Source organism: Simiaoa sunii (assembly GCF_014337175.1).
In the GTDB taxonomy this organism is placed as follows: domain Bacteria; phylum Bacillota; class Clostridia; order Lachnospirales; family Lachnospiraceae; genus Acetatifactor; species Acetatifactor intestinalis.
Genome location: NZ_CP060633.1, coordinates 2,124,944 through 2,144,053, shown reverse-complemented (window position 1 = coordinate 2,144,053; position 19,110 = coordinate 2,124,944). Strand labels below are relative to the sequence as shown.

General features: G+C 49.0%; 14 protein-coding genes. All 14 read left to right on the top strand.

The genetic code is table 11. The annotated features are described in order from the left end of the window. Nucleotides 1–5 precede the first annotated feature (5 nt). The 14 genes from secD to H9Q77_RS09820 all read left to right on the top strand — a co-directional run bounded on the left by secD (nt 6) and on the right by H9Q77_RS09820 (nt 19,108). Nucleotides 6–2,267 carry a protein translocase subunit SecD gene (gene secD, locus H9Q77_RS09885; protein WP_249325367.1) on the top strand — a complete coding sequence of 754 codons (2,262 nt, stop codon included), beginning with the start codon at nt 6–8 and terminating at the stop codon, nt 2,265–2,267. A gap of 548 nt (nt 2,268–2,815) precedes the next feature. Continuing rightward, nucleotides 2,816–4,009, top strand: a complete 1,194-nt coding sequence (locus H9Q77_RS09880; RefSeq protein WP_249325366.1) for a starch-binding protein — start codon at nt 2,816–2,818, stop codon at nt 4,007–4,009. Between the two features lie 48 nt (nt 4,010–4,057). After that, entirely contained in the window at nt 4,058–5,317 is a 1,260-nt protein-coding gene (locus H9Q77_RS09875) for an extracellular solute-binding protein (protein WP_118546017.1), read from the top strand. Between the two features lie 53 nt (nt 5,318–5,370). After that, the gene (locus H9Q77_RS09870; RefSeq protein WP_249325365.1) at nt 5,371–6,300 is read left to right on the top strand and encodes a carbohydrate ABC transporter permease; all 930 of its coding nucleotides are present in this window, start codon (nt 5,371–5,373) and stop codon (nt 6,298–6,300) included. Next, on the top strand, nt 6,297–7,139 hold the full coding sequence (locus H9Q77_RS09865) for a sugar ABC transporter permease (protein WP_118546019.1): 843 nt from the start codon (nt 6,297–6,299) through the stop codon (nt 7,137–7,139). The genes H9Q77_RS09870 and H9Q77_RS09865 overlap by 4 nt, the downstream gene beginning before the upstream one ends. An 18-nt stretch (nt 7,140–7,157) precedes the next feature. Beyond that, entirely contained in the window at nt 7,158–8,903 is a 1,746-nt protein-coding gene (locus H9Q77_RS09860) for a glycoside hydrolase family 13 protein (RefSeq protein ID WP_118546021.1), read from the top strand. A 37-nt stretch (nt 8,904–8,940) separates the two neighbouring features. Further along, nucleotides 8,941–9,945, top strand: coding sequence for a LacI family DNA-binding transcriptional regulator (locus H9Q77_RS09855; protein WP_249325364.1), 1,005 nt, complete (start codon nt 8,941–8,943; stop codon nt 9,943–9,945). Nucleotides 9,946–10,037: 92 nt separating this feature from the next. Beyond that, nucleotides 10,038–11,801: a single-stranded-DNA-specific exonuclease RecJ gene (recJ, locus tag H9Q77_RS09850; RefSeq protein ID WP_249325363.1), complete on the top strand. Its 1,764-nt coding sequence runs from the start codon at nt 10,038–10,040 to the stop codon at nt 11,799–11,801. 531 nt (nt 11,802–12,332) lie between these two features. Beyond that, nucleotides 12,333–13,001, top strand: a complete 669-nt coding sequence (locus H9Q77_RS09845; protein ID WP_249325362.1) for a YitT family protein — start codon at nt 12,333–12,335, stop codon at nt 12,999–13,001. Between the two features lie 128 nt (nt 13,002–13,129). Then, nucleotides 13,130–14,632, top strand: coding sequence for a UDP-N-acetylmuramoyl-L-alanyl-D-glutamate--2,6-diaminopimelate ligase (locus H9Q77_RS09840; protein ID WP_249325360.1), 1,503 nt, complete (start codon nt 13,130–13,132; stop codon nt 14,630–14,632). Nucleotides 14,633–14,673: 41 nt separating this feature from the next. Continuing rightward, nucleotides 14,674–16,902 (top strand): replication restart helicase PriA, encoded by a 2,229-nt coding sequence (gene priA, locus H9Q77_RS09835; RefSeq protein ID WP_249325358.1) that lies wholly within the window; start codon nt 14,674–14,676, stop codon nt 16,900–16,902. Between the two features lie 12 nt (nt 16,903–16,914). Next, a complete protein-coding gene (gene def, locus H9Q77_RS09830) occupies nt 16,915–17,397 on the top strand; it encodes a peptide deformylase (RefSeq protein ID WP_118546035.1) in 483 nt (160 codons plus the stop codon). Nucleotides 17,398–17,420: 23 nt separating this feature from the next. After that, nucleotides 17,421–18,353, top strand: coding sequence for a methionyl-tRNA formyltransferase (gene fmt, locus H9Q77_RS09825; protein ID WP_118550889.1), 933 nt, complete (start codon nt 17,421–17,423; stop codon nt 18,351–18,353). A gap of 35 nt (nt 18,354–18,388) precedes the next feature. Then, entirely contained in the window at nt 18,389–19,108 is a 720-nt protein-coding gene (locus H9Q77_RS09820) for a zinc metallopeptidase (RefSeq protein WP_118546039.1), read from the top strand. Nucleotides 19,109–19,110: the final 2 nt, after the last annotated feature.

The following is a 19,110-nucleotide window of genomic DNA, read 5'->3' as shown; positions in this document are numbered from 1 at the left end:
GAAAGATGAAAAAAAGTAAAGCAATCATCATTCTGCTCTGCGCACTTCTGGTCCTGCTGGGTGTCGGCTATGTGGATCTTAATGGCGTAGATGCGGAAGGAACTGCCAGTGCTTCAGACATCAGTCTGGGACTGGATCTGGCCGGTGGTGTCAGCATCACTTATCAGGTGGTAGGCGATGAAGAGCCGGATGCAACTGATATGGCAGATACTATTGCCAAGCTGCAGAAGCGTGTTGAGAATTACAGTAAAGAGGCTATTGTATACCAGGAGGGTACCGATCGTATCAATATCGAGATCCCCGGTGTAACAGATGCCAACAAGATCCTGGAAGAGCTGGGACGTCCCGGTTCCCTGTATTTCATTGCAGAGACAGACAAGGACGGCAATGCGAACTACTCTATGCAGGCAGTGACCGATGCACAGGGCAATGCAAGCTATGCGTACGCTCTGAATAAGACCATCGATGAACTGAAGGCAGATGGATCCATCATGCTGGAGGGTACGGATGTCAAGACTGCTACCGCAGGCTCTATCAAGGATCAGACGATGGGCAATTCCACCTATGCGGTAGACCTGGTAATGACGGAGGAAGGTACTAAAAAGTTTGAAGAGGCTACCAGAAATGCTTACGAGAAGGGCGAGACCCTGGGTATCTATTATGATGGATCCTTTGTAAGTGTTCCTTCCGTAAAAGGTGTATTCTCCGACGGTAATGCACAGATATCTCCCATGAACTCTTATGAAGAGGCAGAGAGCCTGGCTTCCACCATCCGTATCGGTGGACTGAAGCTGGAGCTGGAAGAGCTGCATTCCAAGGTAGTTGGCGCACAGCTGGGTGTGGAAGCCATCTCCACCAGCTTAAAAGCAGCAGTGATCGGATTTATCGTAGTGGCTGTTTTCATGATCGCAGTATATTTCCTGCCCGGATTTGCTTCTGTCATTGCACTGGGCATTTATGTAGCATTGGTAGTACTTTTGCTGAACGGCTTTGACATGACCCTGACCCTGTCCGGTATCGCAGGTATCATCCTGTCCATCGGTATGGCAGTGGATGCCAACGTTATCGTATTTGCCCGTATCCGTGAGGAACTGGCAACCGGCAAGACTGTTAAGAGTGCCATGCAGATCGGTTATGACAAGGCACTGTCCGCTATCATCGACGGTAATGTGACTACCCTGATCGCAGCAGCAGTGCTGTGGCTGCTAGGACCTGGTACCGTAAAGGGCTTTGCACAGACGCTGGCACTTGGTATCGTATTATCCATGTTCACTGCACTGGTAGTGACCAAGTATATCATGAAAGCTTTCTATGCACTGGGATTAAAGGATCCCAAGTGGTATGGTGTAGGTAAGGAACACAAGACAGTGAACTTCTTAGGCAAGAAGGGAATCTTCTTCGGACTGTCTCTGGCAGTGATCCTTGCAGGATTTATTACTATGGGTGTCTACAAGATGAACACCGGCGATGCGCTGAATTACAGCCTGGAGTTCAAGGGCGGTACTGCAACTACTGTCACTTTTGATAAGAGCTATACGCTGGAAGAGATCAACAGCGAGATGGTACCTCTGATCGAGAGCACCACCGGCAGTGCAGTTCAGATCCAGACCGTACAGGGCTCCAATGAAGTTATCTTCAAGACCGGTTCTCTGGATGTGGATCAGAGACAGGCACTGAATCAGATGTTCGTGGATAATTTTGGTGTGGATGAGACACTGATCACCTCTGAGACCATCAGCTCCACCATCAGTAACGAGATGAAGTCCGATACGATCCTGGCGGTAGTAGTAGCAATCATCTGCATGCTGATCTATATCCGCTTCCGTTTCAGCGATATCCGTTTCGGTGTCAGCAGTATTGCCTGTCTGCTTCACGATGTGCTGGTAGTCATCACCTTCTACGCACTGGCAAGAGTATCCGTCAGCAATACCTTTATCGCGTGTCTGCTGACCATCGTAGGTTACTCAATCAATGCCACCATTGTAATCTTCGATCGTGTACGTGAGAATATGGCAGTTATGACCAAGAAGGATGATCTGCAGGATGTTGTAAACCACAGCATCACCCAGACACTGTCCCGAAGCTTATTCACCTCCCTGACCACTCTGGTAATGGTAGGCGCGTTGTACATTTGGGGTGTGACCAGCATCCGTGACTTCGCTCTGCCCCTGATGGTAGGTATCATCTGTGGTGCTTATTCCTCTGTATGTATTGCAGGTGCCCTGTGGTATGTACTGAGAAAAAAGTTCGCACCCAAGGCAAAATAAGTAGGAATAAGTAAAAAGTAATAAAAATAGCATAAAAGTATTTTCAAAGGAGATGGAAGCGAAAGACTTCCATCTCCTTTTATGTTTGCGCCTTGCGGTGCACGTTTCTAATGGGTACTTCATAGGAAACATTTTCGTGAAACTTTCACAAATATTTAGGAAAACGCAGGAAACCTAAAAAATATTTGTGAATAACAGCCAAAAAAGAAAGGATGAAACTGTGAAAAATAAATAATGCAGAGGGAAAACGATTACCCAAAATCAAATTGACCATCCGGAAACAGCAACGTTATAATCAAAATAACCCAAGGGAAAGTGCACTTTTTAAAACGGTTGAAACGACAGAAAGGTTACAGAAAATATGTAACTATTCAGAGCCAAGGTAATTTTCGCAAATTTGCGAATCATGCTTGCATGAATGAGCATAATTTTGAAAATTTCTTTGGCGAAGTAACCACATGAGCAAAAGGAAAGCTCTGAAAGAGCGGTTTTGCGATTGGGTTCTGAATAGTTACGAAAATATAACACAATCGGAAAGAGAGGATATTATGGGTAAGGTGATAAGACGTTGTGGATCATTTCTGATGATGCTTCTGCTGGTGATCGGGATTCTGCCGATGACGGCAAATGCAGAAACAACACAGAATACAGAAGAGAGAAATGCGCTTTATGTGCAGGTGCCGGAGGACTGGGAAAATCCTTGTGTGTGGGCGTGGGACAGCGACGGCAATAATGCGTTTACAGCATGGCCCGGCGAGGAGATGGAAACAGATGCAGCTAATGACGGTTGGTATTATATCTGGCTTCCTGCATGGGCGAATCATGTGATCGTCAATGCCAATGAGGGCAGCGTGCAGACCGAGGAGCAGATTCTGGATACCAATGCAGCATGGATCACGGTGAGTGCAGCGGACACCGTAGAGATCTCTTATGAGAGCAGGACTACCGGAGAGGCACCGGCTTACGTAGAGAAATTTGTGGTACATGCAAAAGTAGATGATTCCTGGGAAGCCCCCTGCCTGTGGGCGTGGTCGGCACCGGATGGCACCAATGCCTTTGCTGCATGGCCCGGGGAAGAGATGAAAGCAGGTGAAGATGGCTGGTACAGCATCAAGGTTCCGGTATGGGTCAATTCCATCATTGTCAATGCGAACGAAGGAACTGTACAGACAGAAGATATTTCCATTGATCCCGCAGAGCTTTGGGTAACGGTAGCAGCCGACGGCAGCTACGATTTCAGCTATAAGAATCCGGATCAGGCAGAAATTCCCAATGTGACGATCCATGTATCTGCTCCTGCGGACTGGAACGGTCCCTGTCTGTGGGCATGGTCGGCACCGGACGGCACTAACGCATTTGCAGCATGGCCCGGAGAGGCATTAGAGGAAGGCGAAGGAGGCTGGCTGGTAAAAGAGATTCCCGGCTGGGTGAATTCCATAATCGTCAATGGTAATGAAGGCAGTGTACAGACAACGGATATTTCCGTAGAGACCGGTAAGGATATCTGGCTTACGATAAACGGTCCGGAGGATTACACCGTATCTTATGAAGAAATCGCGCTGGAAGAGACGAACGAAACTGTGGCAACACAAGAGCCTGCGGAAGCTGTGGAAGCGACAATCGAAGCAGCGGAGAATACAGAGAAATCCACTCCGGTCGTACCCATCGTGATCGGCGTGCTGGTAGTGGTGGCAGCAGGTGGCGCGGCAGTAGCAGTCTCAAAGAAAAAGTCACAGAAATAAGATATAAAAACAAGCAGCAGGAAAGTACATATCAAAGGAGTGCAGGATATGAAGAATAAAAATCAGAAAAGAATCCGGAACAGAGCATGGGCATGGATCGTGACAGCAGGACTGACCATTGGCAGCCTGACCGGCTGTGGCAGCCAGACGGTGGAGCAGACAGCGCAGGGCGAAAAGACGGACGGAGAGGTTACGATCACCATCTGGCATGACAAGGAAGATGCGGTAACGCAGGTCCTGGAAGAGGAATTTGCCCAATTAGAGCCGCAGATCCACGTAGTACTGGAGAAAAAGAGTGATCTGACAGAAGCTCTCAAAATGGTGGGAAATGATCCTAAGGCAGCTCCGGATATGTACTTTTTTGCCCATGATAAGATAGGTGTCTATGCAGAAATGGACATTCTGTCGCCTATCACGGATATCATTCCGGCAGAGGAACTGGATGCCTATATGGATAACACGATCGAAGCGGCGACTTATAAGGGAACGGTCTATCAGCTTCCTATCTATTATGAGACCTTACTTTTTATGTATAACCGTCTCTACATGAAGGATGAGGAAGTGCCGGCTACGACAGAGGAACTGTATGCTTACATGCAGGAGAATACCCGTGGAGGACATTACGGGTTCGTGGAACAGCATAGTACCCCTTATTATGCGGCAGGCTGGATCAATGGATTCGGAGGCTATATCCTGAATGATGCCGGAGAGCCGGGATTAAATCTGCCGGAGACAGAGGAAGCCCTGGCCTATCATAAAAAGTTCGTGGATCTCATGCCCGGGGAGACCGAGTACGCCACAGTGAATACTCTGTTCAAAGAAGGAATGGCGCATGCAACCATAGCCGGTCCCTGGCTGATCCCGACAGTAAGAGAAAGCGGAATGGACGTGGGAATCGCCTCTATGCCTGTGATCGATGAGACCGGAAAACCAATCGCTCCCTATATGGGAGTACAGGGTGTCCAGGTGCTGAAAAATGCAGCAGAGAATAAAAAGGATGCGGTAGAGCAGGTACTGCGGGTACTTATGAAGGACGAGGTGGGTATTGCGCTGGCACAGGCCAGTGGTTGTGCTCCTGCCAGAGAAAATTGTTACAGTTATGAAGAAGTAAACGGTGATGAAGTGGTCATGGCTATGAAGGAGACTGCGGAAAATGCGGTGCCCATGCCGAATCTGCCGGAGATGGATGTGATGTGGACCGTAGCCAGCGGACTGCTGACGGATGTCAACATGGCGGGCAATGATGTGGCGGAAAGTGCGGAGAAAGCACAGAAGGAAGCTTTGCAGCTGATCGAATCCATGAAATAAGTGACGCTGCGTAATCAGGCATAATCAGGCAAAAGGATGTGGAACGAATAAATATGGCAAGAAATAAAAATGCTCATGGGAACAGACAACAGAATAAAAAAAGAAGAGAGACACTGTTTGCCTACAGCTGGTCACTGCCGTCCTTAGTATTGATCCTGTTGATCGTAATCTTCCCGATCCTCTATACCGGATATATCTCCATGACCAACATGAATATTTATCACTGGAATAATTATGAGTTCATCGGACTGGAGAATTATAAGGATGCCTTGCTGGTATTTGATAATGGTTTCCTGACGGCACTGCTTGTGACGATATTGTGGACCGTGGTAAATATGGTGTTGCAGCTGGTGATCGCTTTTATCATGGCGACACTTCTCAATATCAAGGGATTGAGACTGCGGAATGTCTATCGTACCCTGTTGATCTTCCCCTGGGCCATGCCGGGGTATGTATCCATCCTGCTGTGGAAGACAGGAATGTTCAATTCCCAGTTCGGTCTGTTGAATCAATGGATGATCAGACTGGGAATGGAACCGGTGAGATGGCTTGGAAGTGACGTGATCGCATTCATCAGCTGTACGACAGTGAACCTCTGGCTGGCGTTACCCTTCATGATCACTATCATTGACGGGGCACTGCAGAGCGTGGACCGGAGTTTTTACGAAAGTGCGCTGCTAGACGGCGCCACCTGGCTGGAGCGGACGAGATATATTACGGTTCCGATGATCCGCCCCATTATAGCACCGTCGGTTATGATCACGACATTTACGACTTTTAAACAGTTCGATGTCATCTATCTGCTGACCCAGCAGGTGGGATCCAAGACTGGTGCAAATATTCATACCATTTTGACTTACGCATATGAGAAGGCATTTATTACGAACAATTATGGCTATAGTTCGGCGATTTCCATTCTGATCTTCGGAATGCTGTTAGTGTTTTCTCTGGTGACAAACGGCAGAAAGGAGGAGAGCAGATGAGTAAAAAGACGAAACATGTGCTGGTACTTATAACGGTAAATGTGTTTTTCATCCTGGTATGCTTTTTCGTGCTGGTGCCGGTATTGTATGCGTTTTCCGTGTCGCTGAATGCGGAGAACAGCCTGTTGGGATCTGACTTTTCCTTTTTGCCAAAGCATATGACTTTGCAGAACTATAAGGCAGTTTTTACCGAGAAACCGGTGCTTTTGTGGCTGAAGAACAGTCTGATCCTGGCGGTGACCACACTGGTGATCTCGCTGGGGACCGGAATCCCTGCGGCGTATGCTTTTTCCCGGAAACGATTTCCCGGCAGAAAAGCGATTTTGAAGCTGTTGATTTTACTTTATGCATTTCCGTCCCTTTTGTCCATGACGGCCCTGTATAAGCTGCTTAGTCCTATGGGGCTGATCAATACCAGAACTGGTCTGGTCATTGTGTATACCGGTACGATGGCAGTGTTTGCACTATGGAATATGAAGGGATATTTTGACACGATTCCGGTGGAGATCGAGGAGGCAGCCATGATCGACGGAGCCACACAGTTAGAACAGGTGACAAAGATCGTACTGCCGCTTGCTAAGCCTACCATTGCGGTAACGGCTATGATGGTTCTCGTCTATGTATGGAACGAGTATATTTTCGCCATCAATTTCATGACGGGATCCGATACTTATACACTGGCAGCGGGCTTATATTCGCTGCAGGCGACGGAGATGAGCGGAAGCTGGCCGATTTTCTCGGCAGCATCCCTGATCGTGTCTCTGCCGATCCTGATCGTATTTTTCGCATTGCAAAAGAACATGACAGAGGGTCTGACCTCCGGTGGAGTGAAGGGATAGACCGCAGAAAGAGGAAGTATGAATCGAAGTGCAGTATTACATATACCCATGTCCCAGTATGCATACGGGACAGATGAAGAGCATATTGTGCTCCGTCTGCGGGCAGGCAGAGGGGATCTGACAGAATGCATTCTCCATTACGGAGACAGAGCCTGTCGCCTGACACCGGTGCTTTTTACAGAACAGAAGATGGCAGTGGTGGCGCAGACGGAAGAATTCGATTACTGGGAGACTACGCTGGAGCATCCCTATAAAAGACTTTGCTATTATTTCACATTGTCCGATGGCAGGGAAGAGGTGTTGTACTACGGAGAACGATTCACGGATCATACCGTGGATGACCGCTCGGAATATTATCAGCTGCCGTTCAATCACCGCGCAGATATTGTTGCACCTCCCGAATGGGCACAGGATACGATCATCTATAATATTTTTCCCGACAGCTTTGCCACTGAATACCGGTATCTTTGCGGCAGAGGAGAGGAGAAGGAATGGGGCGGTATACCGACGAGGGGAAAGCTCGGCGGTACGATCCGTGGGATCTGCGAGAACGTGGAGTACCTGAAGAACCTCGGCGTGAACGCTATTTATATCAATCCGATCTTTGTCGCCGGAGAATATCATAAGTACGATCTGTTAGATTATTTTCACATTGATCCCTGTTTCGGAACCGATGATGATTTTCACCGGCTGATCGATGTATTTCATGCGAACGGACTGAAAGTAATCATTGACGGTGTGTTCAATCATTGCGGCTGGTATTTTTTCGCCTTTGATGATGTGGTGAAAAAAGGAGAACAGTCAGCTTACAGAGACTGGTTCTATGGACTTACCTATCCGGTGGTGCGACCGGAGGATCCGGAGGAATATCCGGGATATGAATGTTTTGGCTATGAACGGATGATGCCGAAACTAAATCTGGCAAATCCGGAGACCGCAGAATATTTCTGCAAAGTGGGGCGCTACTGGGTGGAAAAATTCCATATCGACGGGTGGCGGCTGGATGTGGCAAGTGAGATCAATGACGGCTTCTGGAGAAAATTCAGAGAGAGCGTAAAAAGTGTGGATCCCAATGCTATTCTCATCGGAGAAGTATGGGAGAGTGCGGCACACTGGCTGGATGGAACCATGTTTGATTCTACGATGAATTATGATTTCCGTAAGCACTGCCGGAGATTTTTTGGGGAACAGACGGCAGATGCCAGGGAGTTTGACAGCCGCATGACGGATATGCGTATGCGCTATCGTAAGCAGACGGTCTATGCACAGTTAAACCTTTTAGACAGCCATGATGTCAGCCGGTTCCGCTCGTTGTGCCGGGATGAAGAAAGCTTCCGCCTGGCGGTGATCTTTCAGATGACTTTCCCCGGAATGCCCTCTGTATTCTATGGGGATGAGGTGGGACTGACCGGTATCCTGGAGGAGGAATACAGACAGCCCATGCCCTGGGATACACTGGATGAGAGCAGTCCTTTGTTTTTGCTATATCAGAAAGCAATTACCCTGCGCAAAAAGGAGGCTGTCCTGCGGAGAGGAGAGTACCGCACCCTGTTGGCGGAACCAGGCAGCAGAGTGTATGGCTATGAAAGATATCTGGAGAAAGAAGATGGCAGTATAGAAAGTATCCGTATTTTTCTGAATATGGAAGAGGAAAACGTCCCCCTTCCTGAAGAACTGCTGGGCGGAGAGATTCTTTGGCAGGAAGGTCTTAAGGAAGGACAGTTGGCAGCAAAAGGATTTGCACTGATCCGGGCAAGGGATTAAAATATTCTCAGAGAAAATCGCACGAGGAGGGTGAACGATGGGGGCAACCATTAAGGATGTGGCAAAACTGGCGGGAACTTCTACGGCAACCGTATCGAAAGTGATGAACGGCTCTTATTCGATCTCGCAGGAGACGGCAGATAAAGTACGAAAAGCTATGGAGGAGCTGGATTATCATCCGAATCTGCGGGCGAAAAATTTCGCCAGGCAGTCTGCACGAACCATTATATTTGTGGCAGAGCTGGGAAAAGGAACCGGGTTTGCCAATCCACAGATGTTTGAGATCTTGTGTGGGTTGGAGGAAGTGCTGGCACAGAAGGACTATACGCTTGTAGTCAGGAATATAGCAGCGGGAGACTGTGCGGAATTTATCCGGAATGCAGCGGATACCAAGCAGGCAGATGGGTTTGTGATCCATGCGTCAGTGATCTCCCAGGCACTGGATGAACTGCTGTTTACCCATGAGATCCCGCATATTGTGATCGGTAATCCGAATTTTAACAGCCATTTCTGCTGGCTCGATATCGATAACCGGCTGGCGGGAGAACTGGCGGCGAAGCATCTGCTGGAGCGGGGCTGTCAGTCGGTGGCTTTTATCGGAGGCAAGCCGGAGGACCAGATCTCAGCGAGACGTCTGGACGGAGTTCTGACAGTACTTAAAGAGCATGATGTGTTACTGCCCAGAGAATATGTGAAAAAAGGAGAATCCGTTTGTGACAGCGGTTACCGGATGACCATGCAGATCCTGGAGAACAGAAGACGTCCGGATGCGTTAGTGTGTGCGGACAACTATATCGCCTACGGCTGTGTGAATGCCCTTCATGACAGGGGAATCCTGATCCCGGAGGAAATGAAGGTGATTACTTTTGACGACTTCCCGTTTTCTCAGATCCTGAAGCCCATGCTCTCTGTCGTGAACATCGATGTCTACGATATGGGGGTGCAGGCAGGGAAATATATTTTGCAGAAGATTAAAAGATCGAATCTCTATGTGCAGTCCCATATCACATTCCCAACCTTGATCATCCGGGAATCTACCTGATACACAAAAAAGGAGATGCACAAGCCTTTTTTATGCTATAATACCTAAGGAGTGAGTCTCAGGGAAAAACAATTACGAAAGTGGGAACCTGCATGGAAAAATGGTATGTGGCTGCAAAGAAGGCAGATTTTGATAAATGGGCGAAGGAATTTCATATCAGTCCGGTGACAGCGAGGATCCTTAGAAACCGTGATCTGACGGAAGAGAGCCAGATTCAGAAGTTCCTCTATGGAAAACTGGAGGACTGCTACTCTCCCTGGCTGCTTAAGGATATGGACAGGGCAGTGGAGGAGATTCTGAAAGCGGTAAAGGAAGGTCTGCATATCCGGGTCATCGGAGATTATGATGTGGACGGAATCTGCTCTTCCTACATCCTGACCAAAGGATTTCAGATGCTTGGTGCACAGGTGGATACGGCAATCCCACACAGGATTCATGACGGTTATGGATTGAACGAGCATCTCATCGAAGAGGCGAAGCGGGAAGGCGTTGGCATGATCGTCACCTGTGATAACGGAATTGCCGCGGCACCACAGATCGAGCTGGCAAATTCCCTTGGCATGCGTGTGATCGTTACGGATCATCATGAGGTTCCTTACATAGAAGAAAACGGAGAACGTAAGGAACAGTTGCCCCCGGCACTGGCGGTGGTGGATCCCAAGCGCAGTGATTGCTCTTATCCGTTTCAAGGTATCTGCGGCGGCGTTGTGGCACTGAAGGTGATCCAGGCAATCACGGAGAAGACCGGAAATCCGGGTCTTATAAATATTCAGGATGAGCTGTTGGAATTCGCGGCACTTTCCACGGTATGCGATGTTATGGAGTTAAAGGATGAGAACCGTATTCTGGTCAAAGAAGGACTGAAACGGATCCAAAAGGGATATAACGAGGGGCTGAAAGCTCTGATGGAGGTGAATGACATCGCGCCGGACCGGTTGAGTGCCTACCATCTGGGATTCGTACTGGGACCCTGCCTGAATGCTACGGGCAGACTGGATACTGCGAAAAGGGCGCTGGAGCTTTTGCAGAGTTTTACCAGAGCGGATGCCATGACAGCGGCGAGAGAATTGAAAGATTTAAACGAAAGTCGCAAGAATCTGACGGTCCAGGGGATTCAAAGAGCGGATGAGTATATTTTGGAACATCATATGACAGAAGATAAGGTCATGGTGATCTATCTTCCGGAGGTCCATGAGAGCATTGCCGGAATCATTGCCGGAAAAGTCAGGGAAAAATATCATCATCCGGTATTTATCCTTACCAAAGGCGAAGATGGTGTGAAGGGATCCGGGCGTTCTATCGAAGCATACCATATGTATGATGCCATGACCCAGGTAAAACAGTTTTTTACCAAGTATGGCGGACATAAGCTGGCGGCAGGTCTGTCCATGCGGGAGGAGAATATTGAACCTCTGCGGATTGCTCTCAATAAAAACTGTACGCTGACAGAAGATGATTTTATTCCCCGGGTACATATCGATGTGGCAATGCCCATGGGATATGCGGACGAAGCCCTGGCAGGAGAACTGGCGTTATTAGAACCTTTCGGAACCGGGAATCCGAAGCCCCTTTTTGCACAAAAGAATCTGATCTTCCAGGCGGGATTTAAAATGGGTGCCAATAAAACCTGTGCCAGATTCCGTGTGAAGACACCGGAAGGTGCAATACAGACGCTGGTGTTTTTCGGGGACCTGGAACGACTGGGAGCTTTTTTGAATGAAAAATATGGTATCGGAAGTGAAGAAACCCTTTATGCCGGAAGAGGGAATTTTCCTTTGTCTGTAGTATATCAGGTCGGTCAGAATACTTATAAGGGCAGGACAGAAGTGCAGTATATCATGCAGAACTATTGCTGATAGTTTCGTAACTGTTCAGAATCACATTCCTATTTTTTTATTTTTTGAACACAAAATAGACACATTTTCTCTGTAATATGTATTTCAGATAGTTGATGAACTCACTATCTCCCCCCTCATAAGAAACCGGAAAGCCTCAGGTACGATGCCTGAGGCTTTTTGGTGTCCGGTAGGACTTTTCAGAGTTTATAAAACCTCAAGATTCATTTTAGAATTAAATTAGAATTCGTACACATTCTGTACATATTTTTTCTGTAATATGTATTTCAGATAGTTGATGAACTCACTATCTCCCCCCCCTCATAAGAAATCGAAAAGCCCTAGGTATAATAGCCTGGGGCTTTTCGATTCTTCGATAAGACTTGACGACAGACCGATATCCGTGGTTATAATGTAAGAATGATAATCCCACGATATGCGAATAGAGGGTAGAATTGTGAGAGTGCGCAGCACGGAACAATTCGTAGGCATCAAAGGCGGGACATCATAAAGATACGAACACAAATTTATAGAAAGAACAGAAATTACAAAATGAACAAAATGAAATCACAGCTTTACGAATGGAAAGAAGCGTTGAAAAATATCACATTTAAAAAATGTGCCATAACCTTATTGGGAAGTTTTATTCTGGCATTTGGATTATATCATGTACACTCTATCTCCGGTGTTACCGAAGGCGGTGTACTGGGGGCAACCCTGTTACTGGAGCACTGGACCGGCATTTCTCCGGCGTTAACCGGTGGCATTATGAATGTCTTGTGCTATGTACTGGGTTGGCGGCTGCTTGGCAAGGAATTCATCGCTTATTCCGCATTGGCTACGGTGGGATTCTCCGGTACATATAAGATCTGCGAACAATTCCCGCACCTGTGGCCCGGACTGGCGGACATGCCCCTTGTAGCAGCCCTGGTGGGTGCACTGTTTGTTGGTGTGGGCGCCGGACTGTGCGTGCGCGTCGGCGGAGCTCCCAGTGGAGACGATGCCCTGGCCATGAGTATTTCCCATGCCACCGGCTGGAAGATCCAGTGGGTGTACCTGATGTCGGACCTGATCGTGCTGGTCATGTCCTTGAGCTATATCCCGGTACGGCGCATCGGGTATTCGCTGTTCACCGTGCTTTTGTCAGGACAGCTGATCGGGTTTGTACAGAACTTTAACCGCACACAGGAGACCGGTGCGGATTGTGTGACGGAAAACTGAGAAAATGGGGATCGAAAAATTATAGGTGGTACATTTGCGGAAAATAGAGTAAAATATACCGTAGTATGCAAAGATTTTCGGAATAACCATGGGATATCCGATATCGGTATAGAAAGGTGGACACCTGTATGAACAGAAAATTAACAGAACTTTTGGATAAACTGGAATATGAACAGGTATGCGGAAAAACGGAGCGGGAGATCACAGCTGTAGTCTATGACTCCCGTAAAGTCATTCCGGGATGCCTGTTCATTTGTATTAACGGAGCCAATTTTGACGGACATGATTTTGCCGCACAGGTGGCTGCACAGGGCGCCGGGGTGCTGGTGGTACAAAAGGACATAGAGCTTCCTGCGGATGCGGATGTGACTGTGATCAAAGTAGCGGATACCCGATATGCCATGGCATTTATCTCCGCAGCCTGGTTCGGCCATCCGGCAGAGAAACTGAAAGTTATCGGTATCACGGGCACCAAGGGCAAGACCACGACCACCTACCTGGTGAAATCCATTCTGGAGAATGCCGGCTATAAAGTGGGACTGGTGGGAACCATCGAGGTGATCATCGGAGACGAACATATTCATGCAAATAACACCACACCGGAATCTTACCTGTTACAGGAATATTTTGCCCGCATGGTGGATGCCGGACTGGATACGGTAGTTATGGAAGTATCTTCCCAGGCACTGATGTTGCACCGCACCCAGGGATTTGTATTCGATTACGGTATTTTTACAAATCTGGAGCCGGATCATATCGGTCCCAACGAGCATGCAAGCTTTGAGGAATATCTGCACTGCAAGGGATTGTTGTTCAAACAGTGCAAGGTGGGAATCGTCAACGGTGACGATGAACACTGGCAGGCAGTGACGGAGGGACATACCTGTGCACTGGAGAGCTTCGGCATGGGAGAGCACTGCATGCTGCGGGCCGAGAACCGGCAGCTGGTGCACAAACCCGGAGAACTGGGAGTGACCTTCCATGTGACCGGTCTGATGAATTTTGCTGTGGAAGTACCCATGCCCGGCAAATTCAGTGTGTACAATGCGCTGGCAGCTATTGCCATCTGCCGTCATTTTAAGGTGGATGAGGAAGCTATCAAAAAGGCACTGTTACAGGCAAAAGTAAAGGGTCGTATCGAGATGATCAAGGTTTCTGACCAATTTACTCTGCTGATCGACTATGCCCATAATGCCATGGCACTGGAAAGCCTGTTAACCACCCTGCGGGAGTATGAACCCCACAGACTGGTCAGCCTGTTTGGCTGCGGCGGCAACCGTTCCAGACAGCGTCGTTTCGAGATGGGAGAGGTCAGCGGCAGGCTGGCGGATCTGACCATCATTACTTCCGACAATCCCCGGTTCGAGGAACCGCAGGATATTATCAACGATATCAAGACCGGTATGGCGAAGACGGACGGAAAATATGTAGAGATCTGCGACCGCAAGGAAGCCATCACTTATGCCATTGAACATGGAGAACCCGGCGATATCATCGTACTGGCGGGAAAAGGGCACGAAGACTACCAGGAGATCAAAGGCGTGAAGCATCCAATGGATGAACGGGATCTGATCCGGGATATCCTGGCAGAGGGACATATCCCCGGATCGGCAGCGGGTCAGGGCCTATAAGACAGTTTTCCGGGATCCCGGTGAACAGAGAGGAAAACAGATTGCGTACGTTATATGCGGATATCATTGTAGATATCTCTCATGAAAAACTGGATAAGACATTTCAGTACCGGATACCGGAGAGACTGCGGGACAGATTGGAGCCGGGAGCCTGCGTCATGATCCCTTTCGGCAATGGAAACCGTCTGATCAAAGGTTACGTGGTCAGTATAGGGGATCAGTGTCAGTTCGATCCGGAGAAGATCAAGGAGATTGCAGGACTGCCGGAAAAAGAGACCGGTGTGGAGGACAAAATGATCGCACTGGCTGCCTGGATCCGGCGCAATTACGGTTGTACCATGATCCAGGCACTGAAGACGGTCCTGCCGGCGAAGCAGACCGTGAAGAAACTGGAGCACAGACAGCTGGTGCGCCTGATGAGCAGGGAAGAGATAGTATCTCTCCTGGGAGAGTGCGAACGGAAAAAACAGGTGGCGAAGGCCAGATTGTTAAAAACTTTGTCGGAGCAGGAGAGCATTCCCTATGAATGGGTAACCGGGAAACTGGGCGTCAGCGCCGCTACGGTAAACAGTATCGTAAAAGTGGGCGCGGCAAAACTTGTCAGCTCCGAGAGCTACCGGAATCCCGTGAAGGTACAGGCGGGAGAGACGACATATAATACGTTGAGTGAGGAACAGCAGTACATCATAACGGAAGTCCTTGCGGATTTCGATGCCGGGAAACAGCAGACCTATCTGATCCATGGCATCACCGGCAGCGGCAAAACGGAAGTGTATATGCAGCTCATCGGCGAGATGATCAAAAAAGGACGCCAGGCGATCGTGCTGATTCCGGAGATTGCCCTGACCTACCAGACACTGCTTAGGTTCTATCAGAGATTCGGTGACCGGGTCAGTGTGATGAATTCCACATTGTCTCCCGGAGAAAAATATGATCAGTGCGAGCGTGCAAAAGCAGGCGAGATCGATGTGATCATAGGTCCGAGATCCGCACTTTTTACCCCATTCCCCAATCTCGGCCTGATCGTCATGGATGAGGAACAGGAGAACAGTTACAAAAGTGAGAGTACTCCCAAATATCATGCCAGAGAGACGGCAATGGAAGTGGCGAAGTTGTACGGAGCCAGCGTAGTACTGGGATCGGCGACCCCTTCCTTAGAGGCGTATTACCGCGCCGGAAAGGGAGAATACAGGCTGTTCCATCTGACGAAACGCCTGACCGGCGGAGAACTGCCCACGGTACACACGGTGGATCTCAGGCAGGAGCTGCAGGAGGGCAACCGTTCTATTTTCAGCAGGAAGTTACAGGAACTGATGACAGACCGGCTAAGCAAGGGGCAGCAGACCATCCTGTTTTTAAATCGAAGAGGGTATGCAGGATTCGTATCCTGTCGTGCCTGCGGTGAAGTCATGAAATGCCCCCACTGCGATGTCTCCCTCTCGGAACATAAAGGGGGAAGGCTGATCTGCCATTATTGCGGCTATATGCAGCCCATGCCAAAGCTATGCCCGAAGTGTGGATCGAAATATATTCTGGGATTCAAAGCAGGTACCCAGCAGATCGAAGATAAATTGAAAGAACTGTATCCGGGGGTGCGGACGCTGCGGATGGATGCGGATACCACGCGGACGAAGGACAGCTATGAGAAAATATTGTCCGCTTTCGCGAATGGAGAGGCAGATGTGCTCATCGGCACCCAGATGATCGTGAAGGGGCATGATTTCCCGAAGGTGACCCTGGTGGGGATCCTGGCGGCAGATCTGTCCTTAAACGCCTCGGATTACCGTGCCGGAGAGAGGACATTCCAGCTGCTGACCCAGGCAGTGGGCAGAGCAGGCAGAGGGGCACTTCCGGGAGAAGCGGTGATCCAGACTTACCAGCCGGATCATTATGCCATTACCTGCGCGGCAGCTCAGGATTATAAGAGCTTTTATGAGGAGGAGATCCTGTACAGAGAGCTGTCGGGATATCCTCCCGCAGCGCATATGCTGGCGGTGCAGATCTACGGCAAAGAGGAAGAAAACGTAAAACAACTTGCCCAGAGGCTGGCAGATGTGGTAAAGTCTAATATGGACTTTTTGCAGATATTGGGACCGACCCCTGCAAATATCAGTAAAATCAACGATATTTACCGGTATGTGTTCTATGCGAAGCATGCGGAGTATGATACGCTGGTGGCGGTAAAAGACTGTGTGGAGGAGACTTTGAGACAGTGGCAGCCAAGACAGCTGAGTATACAATTCGATTTTGACCCGGTAAACGTGTTATAGGAGGTAATAACTGTGGCAATCAGAAATATTCGTGAATATGGAGATGAAGTACTGACCAAGACCTGTAAGGAAGTCAAGGAGATGACTCCCCGGACGAAGGAATTGATCGAGGACATGTTAGAGACCATGTATGACGCCAACGGCGTGGGACTGGCAGCTCCCCAGGTGGGTATACTTAAGAGAATTGTGGTGATCGACACCACCGGAGAGGATCCGTATATTCTTATTAATCCCCGGATCGTGGAGAGCAGCGGAGAGCAGACCGGACAGGAAGGGTGCTTAAGTGTTCCCGGGAAGTTTGGTATTGTGACCAGACCCAATTATGTGAAAGCGGTAGCTTTGGATGTCAATATGAAACCCATCGAAGTAGAGGGTACGGAATTATTGGCAAGAGCCATCTGCCACGAACTGGATCACCTGGATGGACATCTCTATGTGGAGAAGGCGGAAGGTCCTCTGCAGGACATGACCTATGAGGATGAGGAAGAAGAATAAGTATTCCGGGAAGGAGATAAGCTATGCAGATCGTATTTATGGGAACCCCTGATTTCGCAGTGGGAGCTCTGGAGGCTTTGATCGCACAGGGACATGAGATCACCGCAGTGGTGACCCAGCCGGACAAGGCAAAGGGAAGAAGCGGGCAGTTACAGTTTCCGCCGGTGAAGGAATGTGCTGTAAAACACGGCATCCCGGTATTCCAGCCTCGTCGGATCAAGACTCCCGAGGCTATGGAAGAATTGAAAAAATATCCCGCAGATGTCTATATTGTGGCAGCCTTCGGACAGATCCTGTCTCAGGAGATCCTGGATCTGCCGAAGTACGGATGCCTGAATATCCACGCATCCCTGCTTCCGAAATACCGTGGGGCATCTCCGATCCAGAGAGTGATCATCGACGGGGAGACGGAGACCGGTGTGACCATCATGCAGATGAATGCAGGACTGGACACCGGAGATATGTTGTATCAGAAGAAGATTCCCATTACTTCGGAAGATACTTTTGAAACATTGCACGACAAGCTTATGGTGCTCGGCGGAGAAGCGATCACCGAGGCATTGCCGCTCTTAGAAGCAGGAAAGCTGACTCCGGAGAAACAGGACGATGCGAAGACCTGCTATGCGGCACTGATCACCAAAGAAATGGGCAGACTGGACTTCACCAAAACGGCAGCCGAACTGGACAGACTGATCAGAGGACTGACACCCTGGCCCAGTGCTTACACATTTTATCGCGGAAAACAGTTAAAGATCTGGAAGGCGATTCCCATGGTGACGGCTCACAGGGAAGCCCCGGGAACGATCCTTACGGTGAATAAGGATTCCTTTGAGGTGGCAGCGTCGGAAGGCGGTCTGAAGGTCATGGAATTGCAGCTGGAAGGCAAAAAACGTATGACAGCCCATGATTTCCTGTTAGGCGTGAAGGTACAGCCTGGAGAGATCCTGGGGGAGTGATAAACAATCCAGGCAATTAGAAAGGAGACTTTGCTATGTACGGTGGTTATTATGGATATGGTTATTATTTTGACCCCACGTATTTTCTGGTATTGATCGGACTGGTGTTATGCCTTGGGGCCAGTGCGCTGGTGAATTCCACCATGCGAAAATACAGTAAGATCCGGAATATGAGAGGAATTACGGGAGCGGAAGCTGCCCGGAATCTTCTCAATAGAGAAGGCTTGTATAACGTACAGATCGAGTGTCTGAACGCAAACGACGGCGATCATTACGATCCCCGGACAGATACCGTAAGACTGTCATATAATAATTATAACGGAACCTCAGTCACCGCAGTCAGTGTGGCTGCCCATGAGTGCGGACATGCGATCCAGCATGCCCACGGCTATGCACCTATGAGTATTCGTGCGGCATTGGTACCGGTGGTGAACATCGGAAGCAACTTAAGTATTCCCCTGATTTTCTTAGGAGTACTGCTCAGCTGGAACCAGACATTGATCCAGCTGGGAATCTGGGCATTTGCCCTGACCGTGATCTTCCAGCTGGTGACACTTCCTGTGGAATTCAATGCCTCCCGCAGAGCAATCGTGAAGGTGGAGGAATACGGACTGTTAGGCAGTGAAGAAGTAAGCGGTGGTAAAAAGGTGCTGACAGCGGCAGCCCTTACCTATGTAGCGGGAGCAGCATCCTCCGCATTACAGCTGCTTCGTCTGATCCTGTTGTATGGCGGTAACCGCAGAAGGAGAGACTAAGC

Bases quoted from the DNA above. Each gene is read 5' to 3' on its own strand.
- fmt (WP_118550889.1), top strand. From the start codon at position 17,421: ATGCAGATCGTATTTATGGGAACCCCTGATTTCGCAGTGGGAGCTCTG.
- H9Q77_RS09845 (WP_249325362.1), top strand. From the start codon at position 12,333: ATGAACAAAATGAAATCACAGCTTTACGAATGGAAAGAAGCGTTGAAA.
- H9Q77_RS09865 (WP_118546019.1), top strand. From the start codon at position 6,297: ATGAGTAAAAAGACGAAACATGTGCTGGTACTTATAACGGTAAATGTG.
- secD (WP_249325367.1), top strand. From the start codon at position 6: ATGAAAAAAAGTAAAGCAATCATCATTCTGCTCTGCGCACTTCTGGTC.
- H9Q77_RS09870 (WP_249325365.1), top strand. From the start codon at position 5,371: ATGGCAAGAAATAAAAATGCTCATGGGAACAGACAACAGAATAAAAAA.
- H9Q77_RS09855 (WP_249325364.1), top strand. From the start codon at position 8,941: ATGGGGGCAACCATTAAGGATGTGGCAAAACTGGCGGGAACTTCTACG.
- H9Q77_RS09875 (WP_118546017.1), top strand. From the start codon at position 4,058: ATGAAGAATAAAAATCAGAAAAGAATCCGGAACAGAGCATGGGCATGG.
- recJ (WP_249325363.1), top strand. From the start codon at position 10,038: ATGGAAAAATGGTATGTGGCTGCAAAGAAGGCAGATTTTGATAAATGG.
- H9Q77_RS09840 (WP_249325360.1), top strand. From the start codon at position 13,130: ATGAACAGAAAATTAACAGAACTTTTGGATAAACTGGAATATGAACAG.
- H9Q77_RS09820 (WP_118546039.1), top strand. From the start codon at position 18,389: ATGTACGGTGGTTATTATGGATATGGTTATTATTTTGACCCCACGTAT.
- H9Q77_RS09860 (WP_118546021.1), top strand. From the start codon at position 7,158: ATGAATCGAAGTGCAGTATTACATATACCCATGTCCCAGTATGCATAC.
- H9Q77_RS09880 (WP_249325366.1), top strand. From the start codon at position 2,816: ATGGGTAAGGTGATAAGACGTTGTGGATCATTTCTGATGATGCTTCTG.